The sequence below is a fragment of the Ensifer sp. 38_S197 genome, from assembly GCF_056924495.1.
This window is the reverse complement of sequence record NZ_JBXOVZ010000001.1, coordinates 1,284,784-1,298,989: the sequence shown is the minus strand read 5'-3', so window position 1 is coordinate 1,298,989 and position 14,206 is coordinate 1,284,784. Positions and strand designations below refer to the sequence as shown.

The window sequence follows — 14,206 nt, the reverse complement described above, 5'->3', positions numbered from 1 at the left end:
ATAGAAAAGACGGGTTTTGTTTGGTCGTGACTAGAGAACCTGCGGCCATCGCTGGTGAGCGTGCATGACCGTGAGGATCTCGACGTCCCGACTCACTCGGTAGGGAATGATGTAGGGAATGTCGGCTAACACGAGCTCACGCGTGCTCTTGATACGGCCAGGCCGCCCACTGGCAGGGTACTCGGCCAACGCATCCACGGCAGTGACAATCCTCGCCACGACGCGAGCGGCCGCATCCGGATTGTCTTTCTCGATATACGCGCCGATCTCATCAAGCCGCCGCAACGCCCGAAGCGTCCAGCGAATACGTTTCACACTCATTATTGACGGGCAGACCTGACGTACTTCCCAACGACTTTCGCCACATCTTCATCGCGGGCGAACTCACCCCGGTCGGCCTCGGCCAACCCGGCTTCAATCTCGGCGAGCTGCCATTCCTGCTGCTCAACGAAAGCCTCGATGGCTTCGGCAGCCATGTAAGAACGGGACCGATCCAGTTTCTCAGCGAGCTGATCAAGCTTGCTCGCGATTTCATCTTTTACACGCACGGTAAACGCCGCAGTCATGGGACCTAACTTTCATTGGTTCACTTTGATTATTAGTGAACCGCTCTGGTGCGTCAAGGTTCAGCAAGGCACTTCAATCGGTTGTTGTCATGGCCAAGCTTCGACATCTCGCGTGACCAGTAATGAGCACTCCCGCAGGCCTCCATCCCTATCGAAGTATCTTGCAGGGCCATAAACGCGCGAAAATGCACTTAACTCCTCCGGAAAAGCAAAGCTCCAAAGACCTGAAAAACGTTCTTCGCTAGATCGACCCCAATCATCGTGTTGTATGCCATGCCGCCATCCTTCCAACCCGACCATCCTCTGATAGGACGTGCCGGGTGGGTAGAGCGGCAACCACTCTATCTATTCACATTCCAAAGCTCCTGTTCACCTGCACGCGATCATCGCTCATTCGCTCCCCGCCTGGACTGGATTGGGACGTCTCTTCTCAATGGCGTGCTTCAGCAGCGCGGCGCAACGGAAGATGCCGTGGGCGAATTTTCCGTAGGGCAGTGTCACGAAGAGACCCATCACGAAACCAAGATGAACTGCGAGAAGAAGCGGCATCGCCGAGCTATCCCGCCAAGCAAGCAATACCAGGCCAGTGAGGCTGATGAAAAACAGCAAGGCGATGAAGCCACGGTCCATCGACTTCTGCCTCTCGTCCATCTGCATCGGGTTGCGCCGCATATTCAGCCAGAAGAGCCCTGCTGGCCCTATGAGTAGACCGATGCCGCCAAGGGTGCCCAGGATGACAGGTAGGCTGAAGATCGGATACGGAGCTTCCATACCGAAGAGATAATGGTAGAGCGTCGCCACCGACGTCGAAGCGAAGCAAAGCATGAAGCCGTAGAAGGTAAAATGATGGAACCGTCGACGCCAGTGGGTGAAAGCATCATCCTGGTTGTTGCACCCATCGCCATGGCCACCGTCCAAGTACTGCAGTGTAAGGGCGGATTTTGCCGCCTCCCCGACTGCGTTCGGAAGCGGAACGGGTTTTCCTGGCTCGGAAATCTGCCGCCAGAAGCGGGTGATGCCAACCGCCAGCGCGATCACGGAAAACAGCGATGCTGCGCCGAACACGGCCGCAAGGAGATTATGGGGGAAGATCGCATAGAACTGGCCTTCCAGGCCATGTACGAACAGGCTTCCCTTGATCATGATGGTTGCGATCAGAAACGCAGCGACGCCAAGACTCACTGCCATGGCAATCGTCAGTCCATTGCGGCGATACAGCTCCCCAAACGCCTTCGGAAAGGCATACTCGATGTAGGTGTCTTGGCGAACCTGCGCCAAAGTCTTTGGGACGTTTACACCGAACTCGTGTGGTGGCGCATACTGACAGGCATAAAGGCAGGCCGAACAGTTGTGGCAGAGATTGGCGAGATAGTGCGCGTCGGCGACATTGAAATCCAACCTCCTGGTCATTGCGGGGAACACTGCGCAGAAGCTTTCGCAGTATCTGCAGGCATTACAGATGTGGAGAATCCGGTCGACCTCCGCAACATTGCCATCCAGTTCCCGTTTCGCCTCGTTGGCGAGATCCATCAGACTATCGATGGCGACCATCTCAGTTTCTCCCGATCGTATGGCCGGCGCGCGCCGCCGCGGCGAGACCGGTAACTTCTCTGGGGTGCGCACGAACTGTTAGTGCCGGCTGGGCCATCTTGGTTGCTTCAATGAAGGAGGCAATGATGGCAGTGGAATGGACGATCACGATCGAGGGCAAGAATGAGTTCGGTGATATTTGCCGAAAGGAGGTTCGCATCGACAAGAGCTGGGAGCGTTTGTTTGATGGTGACCTCGGCCTGTCGATCGAGGACGGCAAGATAATTATGGAAGCGCTGCAGAACGCCGTCGTGAATCATGAGGCCGAGACCTATTCCCTTTTTCGCCGGGTCTGCCCGGACTGCCACACGTTCCGGGCGGTCAAGGATTACACGACGCGTCGCATCAGAACCGTCTTCGGCATGGTGAGGGTTCGCAATCCTCGCTGGATGCTGTGCAGCGATTGCTATCCAGGCATGGCAGGTGCCTTCGCGCCGCTGAAGGAAATCTGCCCCGATCGGACGACAACTGAGCTGATGGAGTTGACGGCGCGATTGGGAAGCGTTCTGCCCTACCGGCAGGCAGCGAATTTGCTCACCAGATTTCTGCCTGTTGAGCCAACCGAGACACACGCGACCGTGCGCAAGCGTACCATCAGGGTCGGCGAGCGGATCGACGATCAGATTGCAAAGGAAGAATGGCACGCAAAAAGGGAGATGGAGGAGCGGCATCAACTCGAAATGCCGCTTCCCGGTGATCGACGCAGAGAGTTCGTCATCAGCATCGACACGGCCCATGTCCGTAGCGCCGAGCGCAATTCAGCGCGCTGCTTCGAGCTTGTTGTGGCCCGATGTGGTCGCGGTGGTAGGGGCGATGCCGGCGGCCGCTATTTCGCTACCGCCAGCACAGAGCAGAAGGCGATCCGAGATCGAACTCTGCATGCGCTTCGACGGGAGGGGTATTGCGGTTATGGCGACGTCACCGTGCTCTCCGATGGCGCTGAAATCCTCAAGCGCCTGCCGCGCGCCATGCCGAAACCGACAACCCATATTATCGACTGGTTCCACATTGCCATGCGGGTCCAACCCATGCAGCAGATTGCGGACGGCATGGTACGATCCCAATCCGGTCTCTCCGAAACTCTTTCGTCCATCGACAGGGAGATCAAAGCCGTCAAGTGGCGCCTATGGCACGGGCGTGTTGATCGCGCCATCCGTGACCTTGAAGGGCTATTGGCACGGCTGAAGCCCTCACAGCAAGAAGGCGCCTTTTCGATCGCAAGGCTTCACAGCCTCGGTTCGCATCTCCTGACCTATATTCGTTCGAACCGTGGTGCAATCGTCAACTATGGAAAGCGCTATCGAGCAGGGTGTCGCGTCGCCACCACTCTCGCCGAGTCAGCGGTGAACTCGTTGGTCGGCAAGCGGATGGTCAAGAAGCAACAGATGCGCTGGACTCTCCATGGCGCTCACATGCTCATGCAGGTTAGGACGGCCGAGATCAATGGCGAGCTTCGCGATCTTTTGCGGGCACCGTCCCGGCAGCCAGGGCCGAACGTGCCTTCCCTGTTCAATCCCAAACCTCCGCTCCTGCGCGCCGCCTAGCCCCAGACAAGTTACCGGTCTCCATGCCGTCAAGTTCGGCGGCGATATGGCCCTTCAGGCGCGAGTCGACCTTCTTGAATAGGCGCGTTCCAGAAGGCAAAGCGGTGAGAGCCTCGGATGCCGACTGCTTCGCCGTTTCGGCAGCCAGCTCGCGCGAGCCGAGGTTGATCGAAATGACGTCAGGCTTTTGCCGGAGGGCACCGTCAATTGCCTCGTTTACCAAAGCGACCTCGACATGCATGCCCCGCGCTGCAAACGGCGCGGCTGCGTCGAGCGCTCCCGTCAAATCATCAGCGACAATGGCCAACATGGTCGAGATCCGGAAATTTGTTGTTATCTTTATAACTACACGAGACATTGAAATGTCAATATTTTTTGCACATAAATGACAAATTAATGGCGGGCAAGTGGAACACCTTGTTGCCTTTCGACGAGATCCAGATTCCCTGGAATTCGTCTCTACCGTTCAGGCAGAGTTCGCAAGGAAAGCTTTGCGACGGCGTTTGGAAGCAATCAAGGAACAGATGAGCGTTTACGGTCACGCCCATGTGAGACCGATTCTCTCCGAAGATGCTATCGCCTGCGCCAGGTCACAACAGCGCCGTGCCCGCTTGGCGCACAGGCAATCTCGTCAGGAAATATTCGACACGTTTCAAGCTTTGCGTCACCAGGGCCTCACCCACAGCGAGATTGCAAGGCGGACCGGATACGAGCGCCGCGGCATCGCGAATTGGCTTACTACCAGCGCACCTCGAGACAGAAACCGGGCAGCATTGAATCCCACATCGCCACTGTATTTTGAAGCTTTCCTGGCTGAGTGCTGGAAAAGTGGAAACCGGGTTGGGCGCCATCTGTTTTAGACATCAAGAACCGCGGTTACACGGGCAGCCGCTCCAATCTGGAGCGCCTGTTGAAGGTGTGGCGTGAAGTCGAACACCATCATTGTGAGGGACGACCACCGGCCCTTCAAACCTGGCGGGCCGGGTTCCGCCCGTTACACCATCTTCCCAGCCCAAAAGGTGAACATCACAGCAACAAGCCGTGCGAGCTCGTGTCAGCACATTCTGTCTGCCCCTTAGGCGACGTCCACGCTCACGTATGTGAACGGCCGCTTTGCGCCCTCATTCTGACCATTGTAGCTGCCACGTTTGTGGTCGCCACTTCTGCAAAGCGCAAATGCGCTGACCCTGCCCCGCTCTGCCCGGCATTTACGTTGCGGGAAGACGCGGATTTGTCATCCTGAATTCATGGGATTGATTTTTATTTCGGGTGACGCATCTTACCGTAGATTGTGTTGGGGGACGCAGGATGTCAGAGCTCGTTCAGCAGCAGCCGATTGAAAACCGGCCACGGTCACGGCGCGCGGAGCTCTTCACCTTCCTCGTGCTCGCCTTCGGCATCTGGCCGATCGTCGCCGTCGGCGTGGTCGGCGGCTACGGCTTCCTGGTCTGGATGCTGCAGATCGTCTTCGGCCCGCCCGGCCCGCCCGGGCATTGAGGCGAGCCATGGGGGCAGAACCTCTCTCACGCCGTGAACTCTTTACCGGCCGCGCTGCCGCCAAGCCCGTGCGCATCCGGCCGCCCGGTGTTTCGGAGTTGAGCCTTGCGGCCTGCACCGGCTGCGGCGCCTGCACCGAGCGATGTCCCACCGGCATAATCCGTCTTGCCGACGGCCTTCCTTTCATCGACTTCGCGCGCGGCGAATGCACCTTCTGCGGCGCCTGCGAGGAGGCCTGTGCGGAGCCCGTATTCGCCGAGAAGGACGTGCGGCGCTTCCCCCATGTGGCCGCCGTCACCGACACGTGCCTGGCGCGCCGCAACGTCGCCTGCCAGTCCTGCGGCGAAAGCTGTCCGGAGCAGGCGATCCGCTTTCGCCCGCGCATCGGCGGGCCGTTCCTGCCCGAGATCAACGAGGCGAAATGCACCGGCTGCGGCGCCTGTCTCGCGGGCTGCCCGGTCAGCGCCATCGCGGTCAAGGCACCGGAAGCGGAGGGGGCTCATGTCTGAGGCCGCAACGGCAAAAGCGGGAACGCCCTATCACATTTCGAGCGCCGTCGTCGCCACGATGCCTGACAGCACCGAGGCGGTGATCGCGGCGCTTCAGGGAATGGAAAACGTCGAAATCCACGGCCACGGCGGCGGCAAGATCGTCGTCGTCATCGAAGGCGGAAGCACGGGCGCGCTCGGCGAATGCCTGTCGAGGATCTCGCTGCTTGATGGCGTGATCTCGGCCAACATGGTTTTCGAGCATGTCGAAATGGAAGAGGAAAGGCAGGAGCCATGAGCGGAGAACTGACGCGGCGTGACATTCTGAAGGCCCATGCGGCCGGCATCGCCGCCGCTACGGCCGGCATTGCGCTGCCTGCGGCCGCACAGCCGGTGCCGGGCGGTGTCAACGCGCTGGAGATCAAATGGTCGAAGGCGCCGTGCCGCTTCTGCGGCACGGGCTGCGGCGTGATGGTGGGCGTGAAGGAGGGCCAGGTGGTCGCCACCCACGGCGACATGCAGGCGGAGGTCAACCGCGGCCTCAACTGCATCAAGGGCTACTTCCTCTCCAAGATCATGTATGGCAACGACCGGTTGACGACACCGCTTTTGCGCAAGCGCGGCGGCGTCTACGCCAAGGACGGCGAGTTCGAGCCGGTGACCTGGGACGAGGCCTTCACCGTGATGGCCGAGCAGGCGAAGAAGGTCCTGAAGGAAAAGGGGCCGACGGCGGTCGGCATGTTCGGCTCCGGGCAATGGACGATCTTCGAGGGCTATGCCGCGACCAAGCTGATGCGGGCGGGCTTCCGCTCCAACAATCTCGACCCCAATGCCCGCCACTGCATGGCGTCCGCCGCCGTCGCCTTCATGCGCACCTTCGGCATGGACGAGCCGATGGGCTGCTACGACGACTTCGAGAATGCCGATGCCTTCGTGCTCTGGGGCTCGAACATGGCGGAGATGCATCCGATACTCTGGACCCGCGTCGCCGATCGGCGCCTCGGCCAGCCGCATGTCCGCGTCGCGGTGCTTTCGACCTTTACCCATCGCAGCATGGATCTCGCCGATATCCCGATCGTGTTCAAGCCGGGCTCGGATCTGGCGATCCTCAACTATATCGCCAACCACATCATCGAGAGCGGCAAGGTCAACGAGGACTTCGTCAACAAGCACACCAAGTTTGCCCGCGGCGTGACCGATATCGGCTATGGGCTCAGGCCCGACAATCCGGTCGAGGTCAAGGCCGCCAATTCCAAGGATCCGGGCAAGACCGAGCCGATCGACTTCGAGGCGTTCAAGGAATTCGTTTCGGAATACACGCTGGAAAAGACCGTCGAGCTGACCGGCGTCGAGCCGGAATTCCTGAAGCAGCTTGCCGAGCTCTATGCCGACCCCAACCGCAAGGTCATGTCGCTCTGGACCATGGGCTTCAACCAGCATGTGCGCGGCGTCTGGGCCAACCAGATGGTCTATAACCTGCATCTTCTGACCGGCAAGATCTCGGAGCCCGGCAACAGCCCGTTCTCGCTGACCGGCCAGCCTTCCGCCTGCGGCACCGCCCGCGAGGTCGGCACCTTCGCGCATCGCCTGCCGGCCGACATGGTGGTCACCAACCCCGAGCACCGCAAACATGCGGAAGAGATCTGGCACATTCCGCACGGCATCATCCCGGAAAAGCCCGGCTATCACGCCGTGCAGCAGGACCGGATGCTGAAGGACGGCAAGCTCAATTTCTATTGGGTGCAGGTCAACAACAACGTCCAGGCGGGACCGAACACCTCGAACGAAACCTGGCAGGGCTATCGCAACCCGGACAATTTCATCGTCGTTTCCGATGCCTATCCGACGATCACGGCGATGAGCGCAGACCTGATCCTGCCCGCCGCCATGTGGGTGGAGAAGGAGGGGGCCTACGGCAATGCCGAACGGCGCACCCATGTCTGGCACCAGCTCGTCCAGGCGCGCGGCGAAGCGCGCTCGGATCTCTGGCAGATGGTGGAATTCTCCAAGCGCTTCGTAACCGACGAGGTGTGGCCGAAGGAAATCCTCGACGCCAGCCCCGAATATCGCGGCAAGACGCTGTTCGAGGTGCTGTTCAAGAACGGCGAAGTCGACCGCTTCCCGCTGACCGAGGTCAGCGCCGAGTACGACAACAACGAGGCCAAGGAGTTCGGCTTCTACATCCAGAAGGGCCTGTTCGAGGAATATGCCACCTTCGGCCGCGGCCACGGCCATGACCTGGCGCCCTACGACACCTATCACGAGGTGCGCGGCTTGCGCTGGCCGGTCGTCAACGGCCAGGAGACGAAGTGGCGCTACCGCGAAGGCTTCGACCCCTATGTGAAAGCGGGCGAGGGCGTGAAGTTCTACGGCCAGAAGGACGGCAAGGCGGTCATCCTCGCCGTGCCCTACGAGCCGCCGGCCGAATCCCCTGATGAGGAATACGACACCTGGCTGGTGACCGGCCGCGTGCTCGAACACTGGCATTCGGGCTCGATGACCATGCGGGTTCCGGAGCTCTACAAGGCGTTTCCCGGCGCGCGCGTCTTCATGAATGCCGAGGACGCCCGCAAGCGCGGCATCAACCAGGGCATGGAAGTGCGCATCGTCTCGCGGCGCGGCGAAATCCGCTCGCGCGTCGATATCCGCGGCCGCAACCGCATGCCGCCCGGCGTCATCTTCGTTCCCTGGTTCGACGCCAGCCAGCTGATCAACAAGGTTACCCTCGACGCCACCGATCCCATCTCCAAACAGACGGATTTCAAAAAATGCGCGGTCAAGATTCTTCCCGTCACCCTCTAGGGTTTTCTCGGCTGAAGCGGATTTGCGGAAACGTCCTGTCTCGTCGTTTCGCGGCCGTTCCAAAACCGCTTCTGAGCGTCACTGGCCCGACGCGATCCGTCTGGATGGCGATCGCGGCCGGGCTGATGGTGTTCGTCACGACTGCCGCCGTGGCTCAAGTGGTGGAAAAGCTGGTGCCGCAGCTCGAAGGGCCGACGCCGCAGATGGCGACGGAGGCGGCAGCACCGCTGCCGAAATGGGTGGTCGACGACAAGCGCAAGATGCGCGCCTATCCCGACCAGCCGCCGGTTATCCCGCATTCGATCGAGGGCTACGAGCTTTCGGTCAATGCCAACCGCTGCCTTTCCTGCCACAAGCGCGAGTTCACCCAGGACTCCGGCGCGCCGATGATCAGCGTCACCCATTACATGACGCGCGACGGGCAGATGATCGCCGACGTTTCGCCGCGGCGCTATTTCTGCACGGCCTGCCACGTGCCGCAGGCGGACACCAGCCCGCTGGTGCCGAGCAACTTCAAGGATATGAGTGAGTTGGGTTTCAAGCCGGCCGGAAGCGAGTGACGACATGATCGCATGGATCAGGAAAGCCATCCTCTGGGCCTGGGGGATCATGACGACGCCGGCCGGCACGCTGGGCCTGGGCTTCCTCACGCTCGGCGGCTTCATCGGCGGCGTGATGTTCTGGGGCGCCTTCAACACGGCGCTCGAACTCACCAACACCGAGAAGTTCTGCACCTCCTGTCACGAGATGCACGACAACGTCTACCAGGAGCTGACGCGCACCATCCACTTCTCCAACCGCTCCGGCGTGCGCGCCACCTGTCCGGATTGCCACGTGCCGCACCAGTGGACCGACAAGATCGCCCGCAAGATGCAGGCCTCGAAGGAGGTCTGGGGCAAGATCTTCGGCACGATCAACACCAGGCCGAAATTCCTCGAGAAGCGGCTGGAACTGGCGCAGCACGAATGGGCGCGCATGAAGGCGAACGACAGCCTGGAATGCCGCAACTGCCATTCCTCCGTCGCCATGGACCTGCAGAAGCAGACGCAGCGGGCGGCCGAGATCCACACCCGCTACCTGCTTTCCGGCAAGGCCACCTGCATCGACTGCCACAAGGGCATCGCGCACGAGCTGCCCAACATGGAAGGCATCGACCCCGGCTGGAAGATGCCGCCGGAGCTCGAGGGCAAGAAGATGGCGGGCCAGACGCCGATCGACGATCTCCGGCAGGCGCTGGCGGAACTGCACACGCAGGCGCAGTAGAACGCATCCTCCTGGTTGCGCTATCCGCGCGTTTGGAGCTTGCGAAACGACTGGCCGAGCTTCTGACCAACCGGACGGAACTCCCCTGGCACTCGGCACCGTCCAGGCGGAACTCTCGATTTCGGCGTTCGCGGCAAATGGCTGGTGCGCTTCCTTATCCTGTTGCCATGGACCGCGCCAGTCTCGCTCAGCGTCATCGGCTGACTGTGGATGCTCGAATCCATCTTCAGCCCCAGCGCAGCAATCCAACAGTCAAGCCGTGAGGAGATAATTGCATGATGCGAGCACGGCAAAACTGTAGTGCCCCGGAATGTCGCGGCTGACGCAAGCGGAGCGGTTCCACGCCCGCTGGCGGCCTGAAGCGTCGCTCATTATGCGGCGCCTTATCGAACGCTTACGGTGACGATCACGCACCGACCGCCTGGAGGGGTCGGCAGCCCGGATGCGGCGCTGACCCAGTTCCGGACGATACATTATGCGATCTTCGAAGCACAAAACGACAACAGACGTGAACGCCGGCTCCTCTGCCATGCATTTCTCCTGTGCCTGCGCCTTCCGCCTAACTGAGGAAGTATACCTCCGCAGTCGCTTTCGACCCGAATAGATTGAACTTGGTTCGGACCGAGTGCTGCATTTCAAGCGTGCCTTTCGACATCGAAGCCAAGGAAACGCAATCCTTTAATTGTCCGGCTATTGAACGGGGGTCGGTCGGGCGTGGCCCAGCCAGTCAACTCCATGACGCAGGATTCCCCGAACCGTCCAAGGCGATAACGTTCATCAAAAATGCAATCGTATGCGCGCTGGACCACATCACCTGGCCCTCTAACCAAGTATTCGATTGTTTGCTTAATTGCGGCCAGTGAATTTCTTTTGGCAAAGTCCTTCCGCAATCCTTCAAGCCCTCCCTCCGTGAATCGCAGAAGCTCTAAAAAGGCGTGGCAGCCAGTTAGCACGTCGAATAGATCATCATAGCTCAGAGCGAAGAGGCGCTCTCGATCGCCAAGCTCAAGTCGGATACGTGCGATATTGGTGATCTCCCTGTCAGCCTGGAACATATCGCCAGCGACAATGTCGCCTGCCTCTTTCCAAAAAGAAAGATAGTCAGCCACCCTGCCTTCAAGCTCCCGACCAGCTAATACTGGCGCCTCACGCCATCCTTCCCCGGCACCATGAATCAAGCGAACCCAACCCAGGAAGCGTCCGATTTCGATCTGAGGATCAACATCTGCAAATTCCGGTCGACCAAATGCACCCCGGGCCAGGATTTCAGCCACTCGACGCTGCGCTGGCACCAGAACTTCATCGTATTTTCTACGGAATGTCTGCAGGAATGACCTTTCACGAGTGACTTTGTCGCTACCCACGCGAATTGTGGGAGGTGCACAGGGCTTGATGAACTTATGGATGTACTTCTCGAAGTCCTCTTCATCGCTAGGCCGTCCCGGAGACCGATACGCCTTCTCATACGCCCGAAGCACGTCAACGCTGAGTACATCGGCGTAATCCCAGAGTGAGTCGAAGATGCCTGGCAACTCAACGAACGCAGCGTCTCGTGACCGGTGGAGTATAATGGACACCTCCCGATTGGCGTACATGCCCGCATCGGTGAGATTGGCGGAGCCTACCATCGCAACATCATCTACTACGTAGACCTTCGCGTGGAACCGCCGATCGGTGAAGTATCTAACCGCAACGTTGGGGTCATTTACGGCAAATTGTAGTGCACCCGGTGTCGTTGCGCTGCTCAGTCGCACCAAAAGCCGAACTTGGCATCCTTTGAGAGTCAATGCTTGAATAGGCTTGTAGGTATCGTAGAAAGGACTGGCCAGCAGGGCATCGCGCGCCCCAGGCGCCGCTAACTCAAAGAAGTCGATGGAATGACCGGTGTGGGACGTATTTCCATACAGGCTTCTCAGCTTCATTTCGGTCCCCATAGCAATCTGTTGTGCCTGCCTGCCAGCATAAGTAGTCGCCGTTAGCAATTCGTCATCGGTCCCTTCGGTTCCGATTAGGGCAGGTACACCATAGCGAGTTGGGATTGGCGCACGATGTGTGAGGCAATAGAGAGGTGATAATCTGCCGCCTTGATGGGACCTGAAGTCGCGACCCCTTTGTTTAGTGGCCGCATCTTTATCAAACTTCGCAATCGTGGCAGCTACTTGCTTTATGGAATGGCAGGTCATTGGGCCGTCTGGTCCAGCCCGACAGGTTCACTCCAATAAGGGGTTAACATTCCGAGCCGATTGACATACGTGCCGCTCCAATCTCCGTATATGGAATGCCAGCGCCGCGGAAATTACATTGACTATATTGACAAAACAGTTGGATGCGCCCTAGTGTCCTCAGTCCTAGGACAAAGGACAGGCGCAATGAAAAGTCAGGATATTGTCGTCCTGCTGAAATTGATCAGCTTACAGGACCAAGAGCTCGAAGAAGGGCTCAGAGCGACTGCGATCGGAATCGATCGGCGGGGATCCCTATGCTGTCCGAAATCTGGAAAATCTTACGGGCATTAGCAAAACAGAAATTGCCCAATCCATCAAGCGAAGCGTAGCATCCGGCATCGCGCGAAAAGACAACGCGAAAAATGAGCCACGCCCACACCGACGAAACCTGTTCAATTTCATCATTCACGGTTTGAGGTTCGTGTTCCCCGCAAACCCGGGACCCATGCAACGCGGCATCCCGACGGCGTTCGCGGCCCCTATGCTGGAAGGATTGCTCGTCAGCGGCGGAAGCTACAACTACGTGTGGCCATACGCCGAAGGGCGAGAGATGGGGCAATCGGTGGAACCACTGTTCAAGAGCGTGCCGGAAGCATCCTTGAAAGACCAGCACCTCTACGAATATCTGGCTCTGGTAGATGCCATCAGACTTGGCAACCAGCGCGAGGTCGGACTGGCAAGCGATCACCTCAAATCAAGGATGCTTGCGAAATGACCGAGATCCGCGAGCAGCTGTTGGAGATGCTGAAGGCCGTCGCTACCGCACTTGGCGATGACCTCCGAAACCGTCTCGTCTTTGTCGGAGGATGCACAACTGCGTTGTTCATCACAGACCTGGTGACGCTGGAAGACGTCAGGTCGACGGACGATATCGATCTGATCGTCGATCTTGCCGGACGACATGAATGGGCAATGCTCCTGGGAGACCTGCGCGGCAGAGGTTTCGTAGAAGCTGCGGACGATGATGTGATCTGCCGGATGTGCCTCGGCCGGCTCAAGGTCGATTTCATGCCTGATGATGAAGCGATCCTCGGGTTCAGCAATCGTTGGTATGCGACCGGGATCGAAACGGCTCAGCCGTACATCCTCGATGCGGGCCTAGAAATAAAGGTGCTGACACCACCCATCTTTATAGCAACCAAACTTGAGGCCTTCCGGGGACGCGGCAACGACGATCTATACTCCAGTCGCGATGCGGAGGACTTGCTGCTGATGGTCGACGGTCGCGAAGAGTTGCTAGCTGAGATTTCTGCCGCCCCCGATGAAGTGCGTCAATTCACCGCCGACGGGTTCCGCGCACTCCTCGCCAACAGTGACTTCGATGACTTTCTCGAAGGAAATCTCCGTAAACAGCCTGGCCGTCCAGCCATCGTGAAAGCCCGTTATGTTGCGATCAGCCAGTGTGATGGCCAAAATGCGGGCTGATCTCGAATGGCGCACGCTGAAGGGGACCCGCACAAGCGACAACCGGGACAGCGCCGGCGTCAGCATGAATGCGCAGGCTTCGCTGATGATCGTCACCGACGGATCGACGGCCGGGGAGAGCAATGGAGACCTTGCCCGCACGCTGGTCAAGGAACTGGTCGACTGGTTCGCCACGACTTCTCTGGTTTCAGCTGAGACCCTACGCGACTTTCTACGCGGTCTGCATCGTGAACTTGCGCCACGCTTCCCAAGAGGCTCTGCGAGCTATCTTATTGTGATCTGCGGAGTGCAAGGCTGTTTTGCGGCCTACGCAGGAGATTGCACATTGGGCATCATGGATGCGGATGGAGCAATATCCTGGATAACCGTCCCACACACCCTGACAAATGCAATAAAAGACCTCCCGCTTGCTGAAATCGCGAAATCGAAGGCGCGGCATCTCTTGACGTCAAGCTTCCGCTGCAGGGAATTTACTTCCCCCACGATTGAGCAAATTGAAGGGTCCGCAACGCGTCTGATCATTGCAACCGATGGCTTTTGGGCCGAGTTAAGTCCCGATCAGCAGACATTATTCCTGAAGAACGGCAGCAGGGAGGTGTCAACCAATCAGGACGACTGCAGTGCCCTGTTGATCAGCCTTGCCTATACGGAGAGCGTGAACGAACTCCGTCTCATGGAGGGTGGCTCGGACGGACTCTACATTCGAAGGCTCGACTGACCGTCTGTCGGTCGTCTGTCGCGATGCTTACATGCATCTGGACGACGCGATCCATCCTCGGCACTAAGTGTGCCTCCGCAACAAAAGG

Annotated in this window: 14 protein-coding genes and 2 pseudogenes; 11 read left to right on the top strand and 5 right to left on the bottom strand. The window is 59.0% G+C overall.

Annotation, left to right across the window (positions count from 1 at the left end; genetic code table 11):
* Positions 1-30 precede the first annotated feature (30 nt).
* The 3 genes from AC1Z3V_RS05960 to tcuB all read right to left on the bottom strand — a co-directional run bounded on the left by AC1Z3V_RS05960 (position 31) and on the right by tcuB (position 2,096).
* Positions 31-321, bottom strand: a complete 291-nt coding sequence (locus AC1Z3V_RS05960; RefSeq protein ID WP_483497794.1) for a type II toxin-antitoxin system RelE/ParE family toxin — start codon at positions 319-321, stop codon at positions 31-33.
* Positions 321-566 carry a CopG family ribbon-helix-helix protein gene (locus AC1Z3V_RS05955; RefSeq protein WP_483497792.1) on the bottom strand — a complete coding sequence of 82 codons (246 nt, stop codon included), beginning with the start codon at positions 564-566 and terminating at the stop codon, positions 321-323. The genes AC1Z3V_RS05960 and AC1Z3V_RS05955 overlap by 1 nt, the downstream gene beginning before the upstream one ends.
* Positions 567-956: 390 nt before the next feature.
* Positions 957-2,096, bottom strand: coding sequence for a tricarballylate utilization 4Fe-4S protein TcuB (gene tcuB, locus AC1Z3V_RS05950; protein WP_483499564.1), 1,140 nt, complete (start codon positions 2,094-2,096; stop codon positions 957-959).
* Between the two features lie 146 nt (positions 2,097-2,242).
* Here tcuB and AC1Z3V_RS05945 point away from each other — a divergent pair, with 146 nt between their 5' ends.
* Complete coding sequence (locus AC1Z3V_RS05945; RefSeq protein ID WP_483497790.1) at positions 2,243-3,700, top strand: ISKra4 family transposase; 1,458 nt, start codon at positions 2,243-2,245, stop codon at positions 3,698-3,700.
* On the opposite strand, the gene AC1Z3V_RS05940 is transcribed toward AC1Z3V_RS05945, so the two are convergent.
* Complete coding sequence (locus AC1Z3V_RS05940) at positions 3,666-4,010, bottom strand: four-carbon acid sugar kinase family protein (protein ID WP_483497788.1); 345 nt, start codon at positions 4,008-4,010, stop codon at positions 3,666-3,668. The genes AC1Z3V_RS05945 and AC1Z3V_RS05940 overlap by 35 nt on opposite strands.
* A 199-nt stretch (positions 4,011-4,209) precedes the next feature.
* Here AC1Z3V_RS05940 and AC1Z3V_RS05935 point away from each other — a divergent pair.
* The 7 genes and pseudogenes from AC1Z3V_RS05935 to AC1Z3V_RS05905 form a co-directional block, all read left to right on the top strand.
* A pseudogene (locus AC1Z3V_RS05935) lies at positions 4,210-4,664 on the top strand (ISL3 family transposase); the annotation flags it as partial.
* Positions 4,665-5,008: 344 nt separating this feature from the next.
* Positions 5,009-5,197, top strand: coding sequence for a periplasmic nitrate reductase, NapE protein (napE, locus tag AC1Z3V_RS05930; RefSeq protein ID WP_483497786.1), 189 nt, complete (start codon positions 5,009-5,011; stop codon positions 5,195-5,197).
* An 8-nt stretch (positions 5,198-5,205) separates the two neighbouring features.
* Positions 5,206-5,706 carry a ferredoxin-type protein NapF gene (napF, locus tag AC1Z3V_RS05925; RefSeq protein ID WP_483497785.1) on the top strand — a complete coding sequence of 167 codons (501 nt, stop codon included), beginning with the start codon at positions 5,206-5,208 and terminating at the stop codon, positions 5,704-5,706.
* Positions 5,699-6,005 (top strand): annotated as a pseudogene (locus tag AC1Z3V_RS05920) (chaperone NapD). Before napF ends, AC1Z3V_RS05920 begins: the two are co-directional and overlap by 8 nt.
* Positions 5,980-8,487 (top strand): periplasmic nitrate reductase subunit alpha, encoded by a 2,508-nt coding sequence (gene napA, locus AC1Z3V_RS05915; protein ID WP_483497783.1) that lies wholly within the window; start codon positions 5,980-5,982, stop codon positions 8,485-8,487. Before AC1Z3V_RS05920 ends, napA begins: the two are co-directional and overlap by 26 nt.
* A gap of 104 nt (positions 8,488-8,591) precedes the next feature.
* A complete protein-coding gene (locus AC1Z3V_RS05910) occupies positions 8,592-9,047 on the top strand; it encodes a nitrate reductase cytochrome c-type subunit (RefSeq protein WP_483497781.1) in 456 nt (151 codons plus the stop codon).
* Positions 9,048-9,051: 4 nt separating this feature from the next.
* Positions 9,052-9,750, top strand: coding sequence for a NapC/NirT family cytochrome c (locus tag AC1Z3V_RS05905; protein ID WP_483497779.1), 699 nt, complete (start codon positions 9,052-9,054; stop codon positions 9,748-9,750).
* A gap of 635 nt (positions 9,751-10,385) precedes the next feature.
* On the opposite strand, the gene AC1Z3V_RS05900 is transcribed toward AC1Z3V_RS05905, so the two are convergent.
* Positions 10,386-11,672, bottom strand: coding sequence for a phospholipase D family protein (locus tag AC1Z3V_RS05900; protein WP_483497777.1), 1,287 nt, complete (start codon positions 11,670-11,672; stop codon positions 10,386-10,388).
* A 748-nt stretch (positions 11,673-12,420) separates the two neighbouring features.
* Between AC1Z3V_RS05900 and AC1Z3V_RS05895 the strand changes: the two genes are divergently transcribed.
* Genes AC1Z3V_RS05895 through AC1Z3V_RS05885 form a run of 3 tightly spaced genes read left to right on the top strand, consistent with a single transcriptional unit; the run spans position 12,421 to position 14,118 of the window.
* Complete coding sequence (locus AC1Z3V_RS05895; RefSeq protein WP_483497776.1) at positions 12,421-12,690, top strand: hypothetical protein; 270 nt, start codon at positions 12,421-12,423, stop codon at positions 12,688-12,690.
* Positions 12,687-13,400: a hypothetical protein gene (locus tag AC1Z3V_RS05890; protein WP_483497775.1), complete on the top strand. Its 714-nt coding sequence runs from the start codon at positions 12,687-12,689 to the stop codon at positions 13,398-13,400. Before AC1Z3V_RS05895 ends, AC1Z3V_RS05890 begins: the two co-directional genes overlap by 4 nt.
* Positions 13,390-14,118, top strand: coding sequence for a hypothetical protein (locus tag AC1Z3V_RS05885; RefSeq protein WP_483497773.1), 729 nt, complete (start codon positions 13,390-13,392; stop codon positions 14,116-14,118). Before AC1Z3V_RS05890 ends, AC1Z3V_RS05885 begins: the two co-directional genes overlap by 11 nt.
* The last annotated feature ends 88 nt before the right edge of the window (positions 14,119-14,206 follow it).

Excerpts from the sequence above, each read along its gene's own strand:
- AC1Z3V_RS05960 (WP_483497794.1), bottom strand. The coding sequence starts at position 321 with ATGAGTGTGAAACGTATTCGCTGGACGCTTCGGGCGTTGCGGCGGCTT.
- AC1Z3V_RS05955 (WP_483497792.1), bottom strand. The coding sequence starts at position 566 with ATGACTGCGGCGTTTACCGTGCGTGTAAAAGATGAAATCGCGAGCAAG.
- tcuB (WP_483499564.1), bottom strand. The coding sequence starts at position 2,096 with ATGGATCTCGCCAACGAGGCGAAACGGGAACTGGATGGCAATGTTGCG.
- AC1Z3V_RS05945 (WP_483497790.1), top strand. The coding sequence starts at position 2,243 with ATGGCAGTGGAATGGACGATCACGATCGAGGGCAAGAATGAGTTCGGT.
- AC1Z3V_RS05940 (WP_483497788.1), bottom strand. The coding sequence starts at position 4,010 with ATGTTGGCCATTGTCGCTGATGATTTGACGGGAGCGCTCGACGCAGCC.
- napE (WP_483497786.1), top strand. The coding sequence starts at position 5,009 with ATGTCAGAGCTCGTTCAGCAGCAGCCGATTGAAAACCGGCCACGGTCA.
- napF (WP_483497785.1), top strand. The coding sequence starts at position 5,206 with ATGGGGGCAGAACCTCTCTCACGCCGTGAACTCTTTACCGGCCGCGCT.
- napA (WP_483497783.1), top strand. The coding sequence starts at position 5,980 with ATGAGCGGAGAACTGACGCGGCGTGACATTCTGAAGGCCCATGCGGCC.
- AC1Z3V_RS05910 (WP_483497781.1), top strand. The coding sequence starts at position 8,592 with ATGGCGATCGCGGCCGGGCTGATGGTGTTCGTCACGACTGCCGCCGTG.
- AC1Z3V_RS05905 (WP_483497779.1), top strand. The coding sequence starts at position 9,052 with ATGATCGCATGGATCAGGAAAGCCATCCTCTGGGCCTGGGGGATCATG.
- AC1Z3V_RS05900 (WP_483497777.1), bottom strand. The coding sequence starts at position 11,672 with ATGAAGCTGAGAAGCCTGTATGGAAATACGTCCCACACCGGTCATTCC.
- AC1Z3V_RS05895 (WP_483497776.1), top strand. The coding sequence starts at position 12,421 with ATGCAACGCGGCATCCCGACGGCGTTCGCGGCCCCTATGCTGGAAGGA.
- AC1Z3V_RS05890 (WP_483497775.1), top strand. The coding sequence starts at position 12,687 with ATGACCGAGATCCGCGAGCAGCTGTTGGAGATGCTGAAGGCCGTCGCT.
- AC1Z3V_RS05885 (WP_483497773.1), top strand. The coding sequence starts at position 13,390 with ATGCGGGCTGATCTCGAATGGCGCACGCTGAAGGGGACCCGCACAAGC.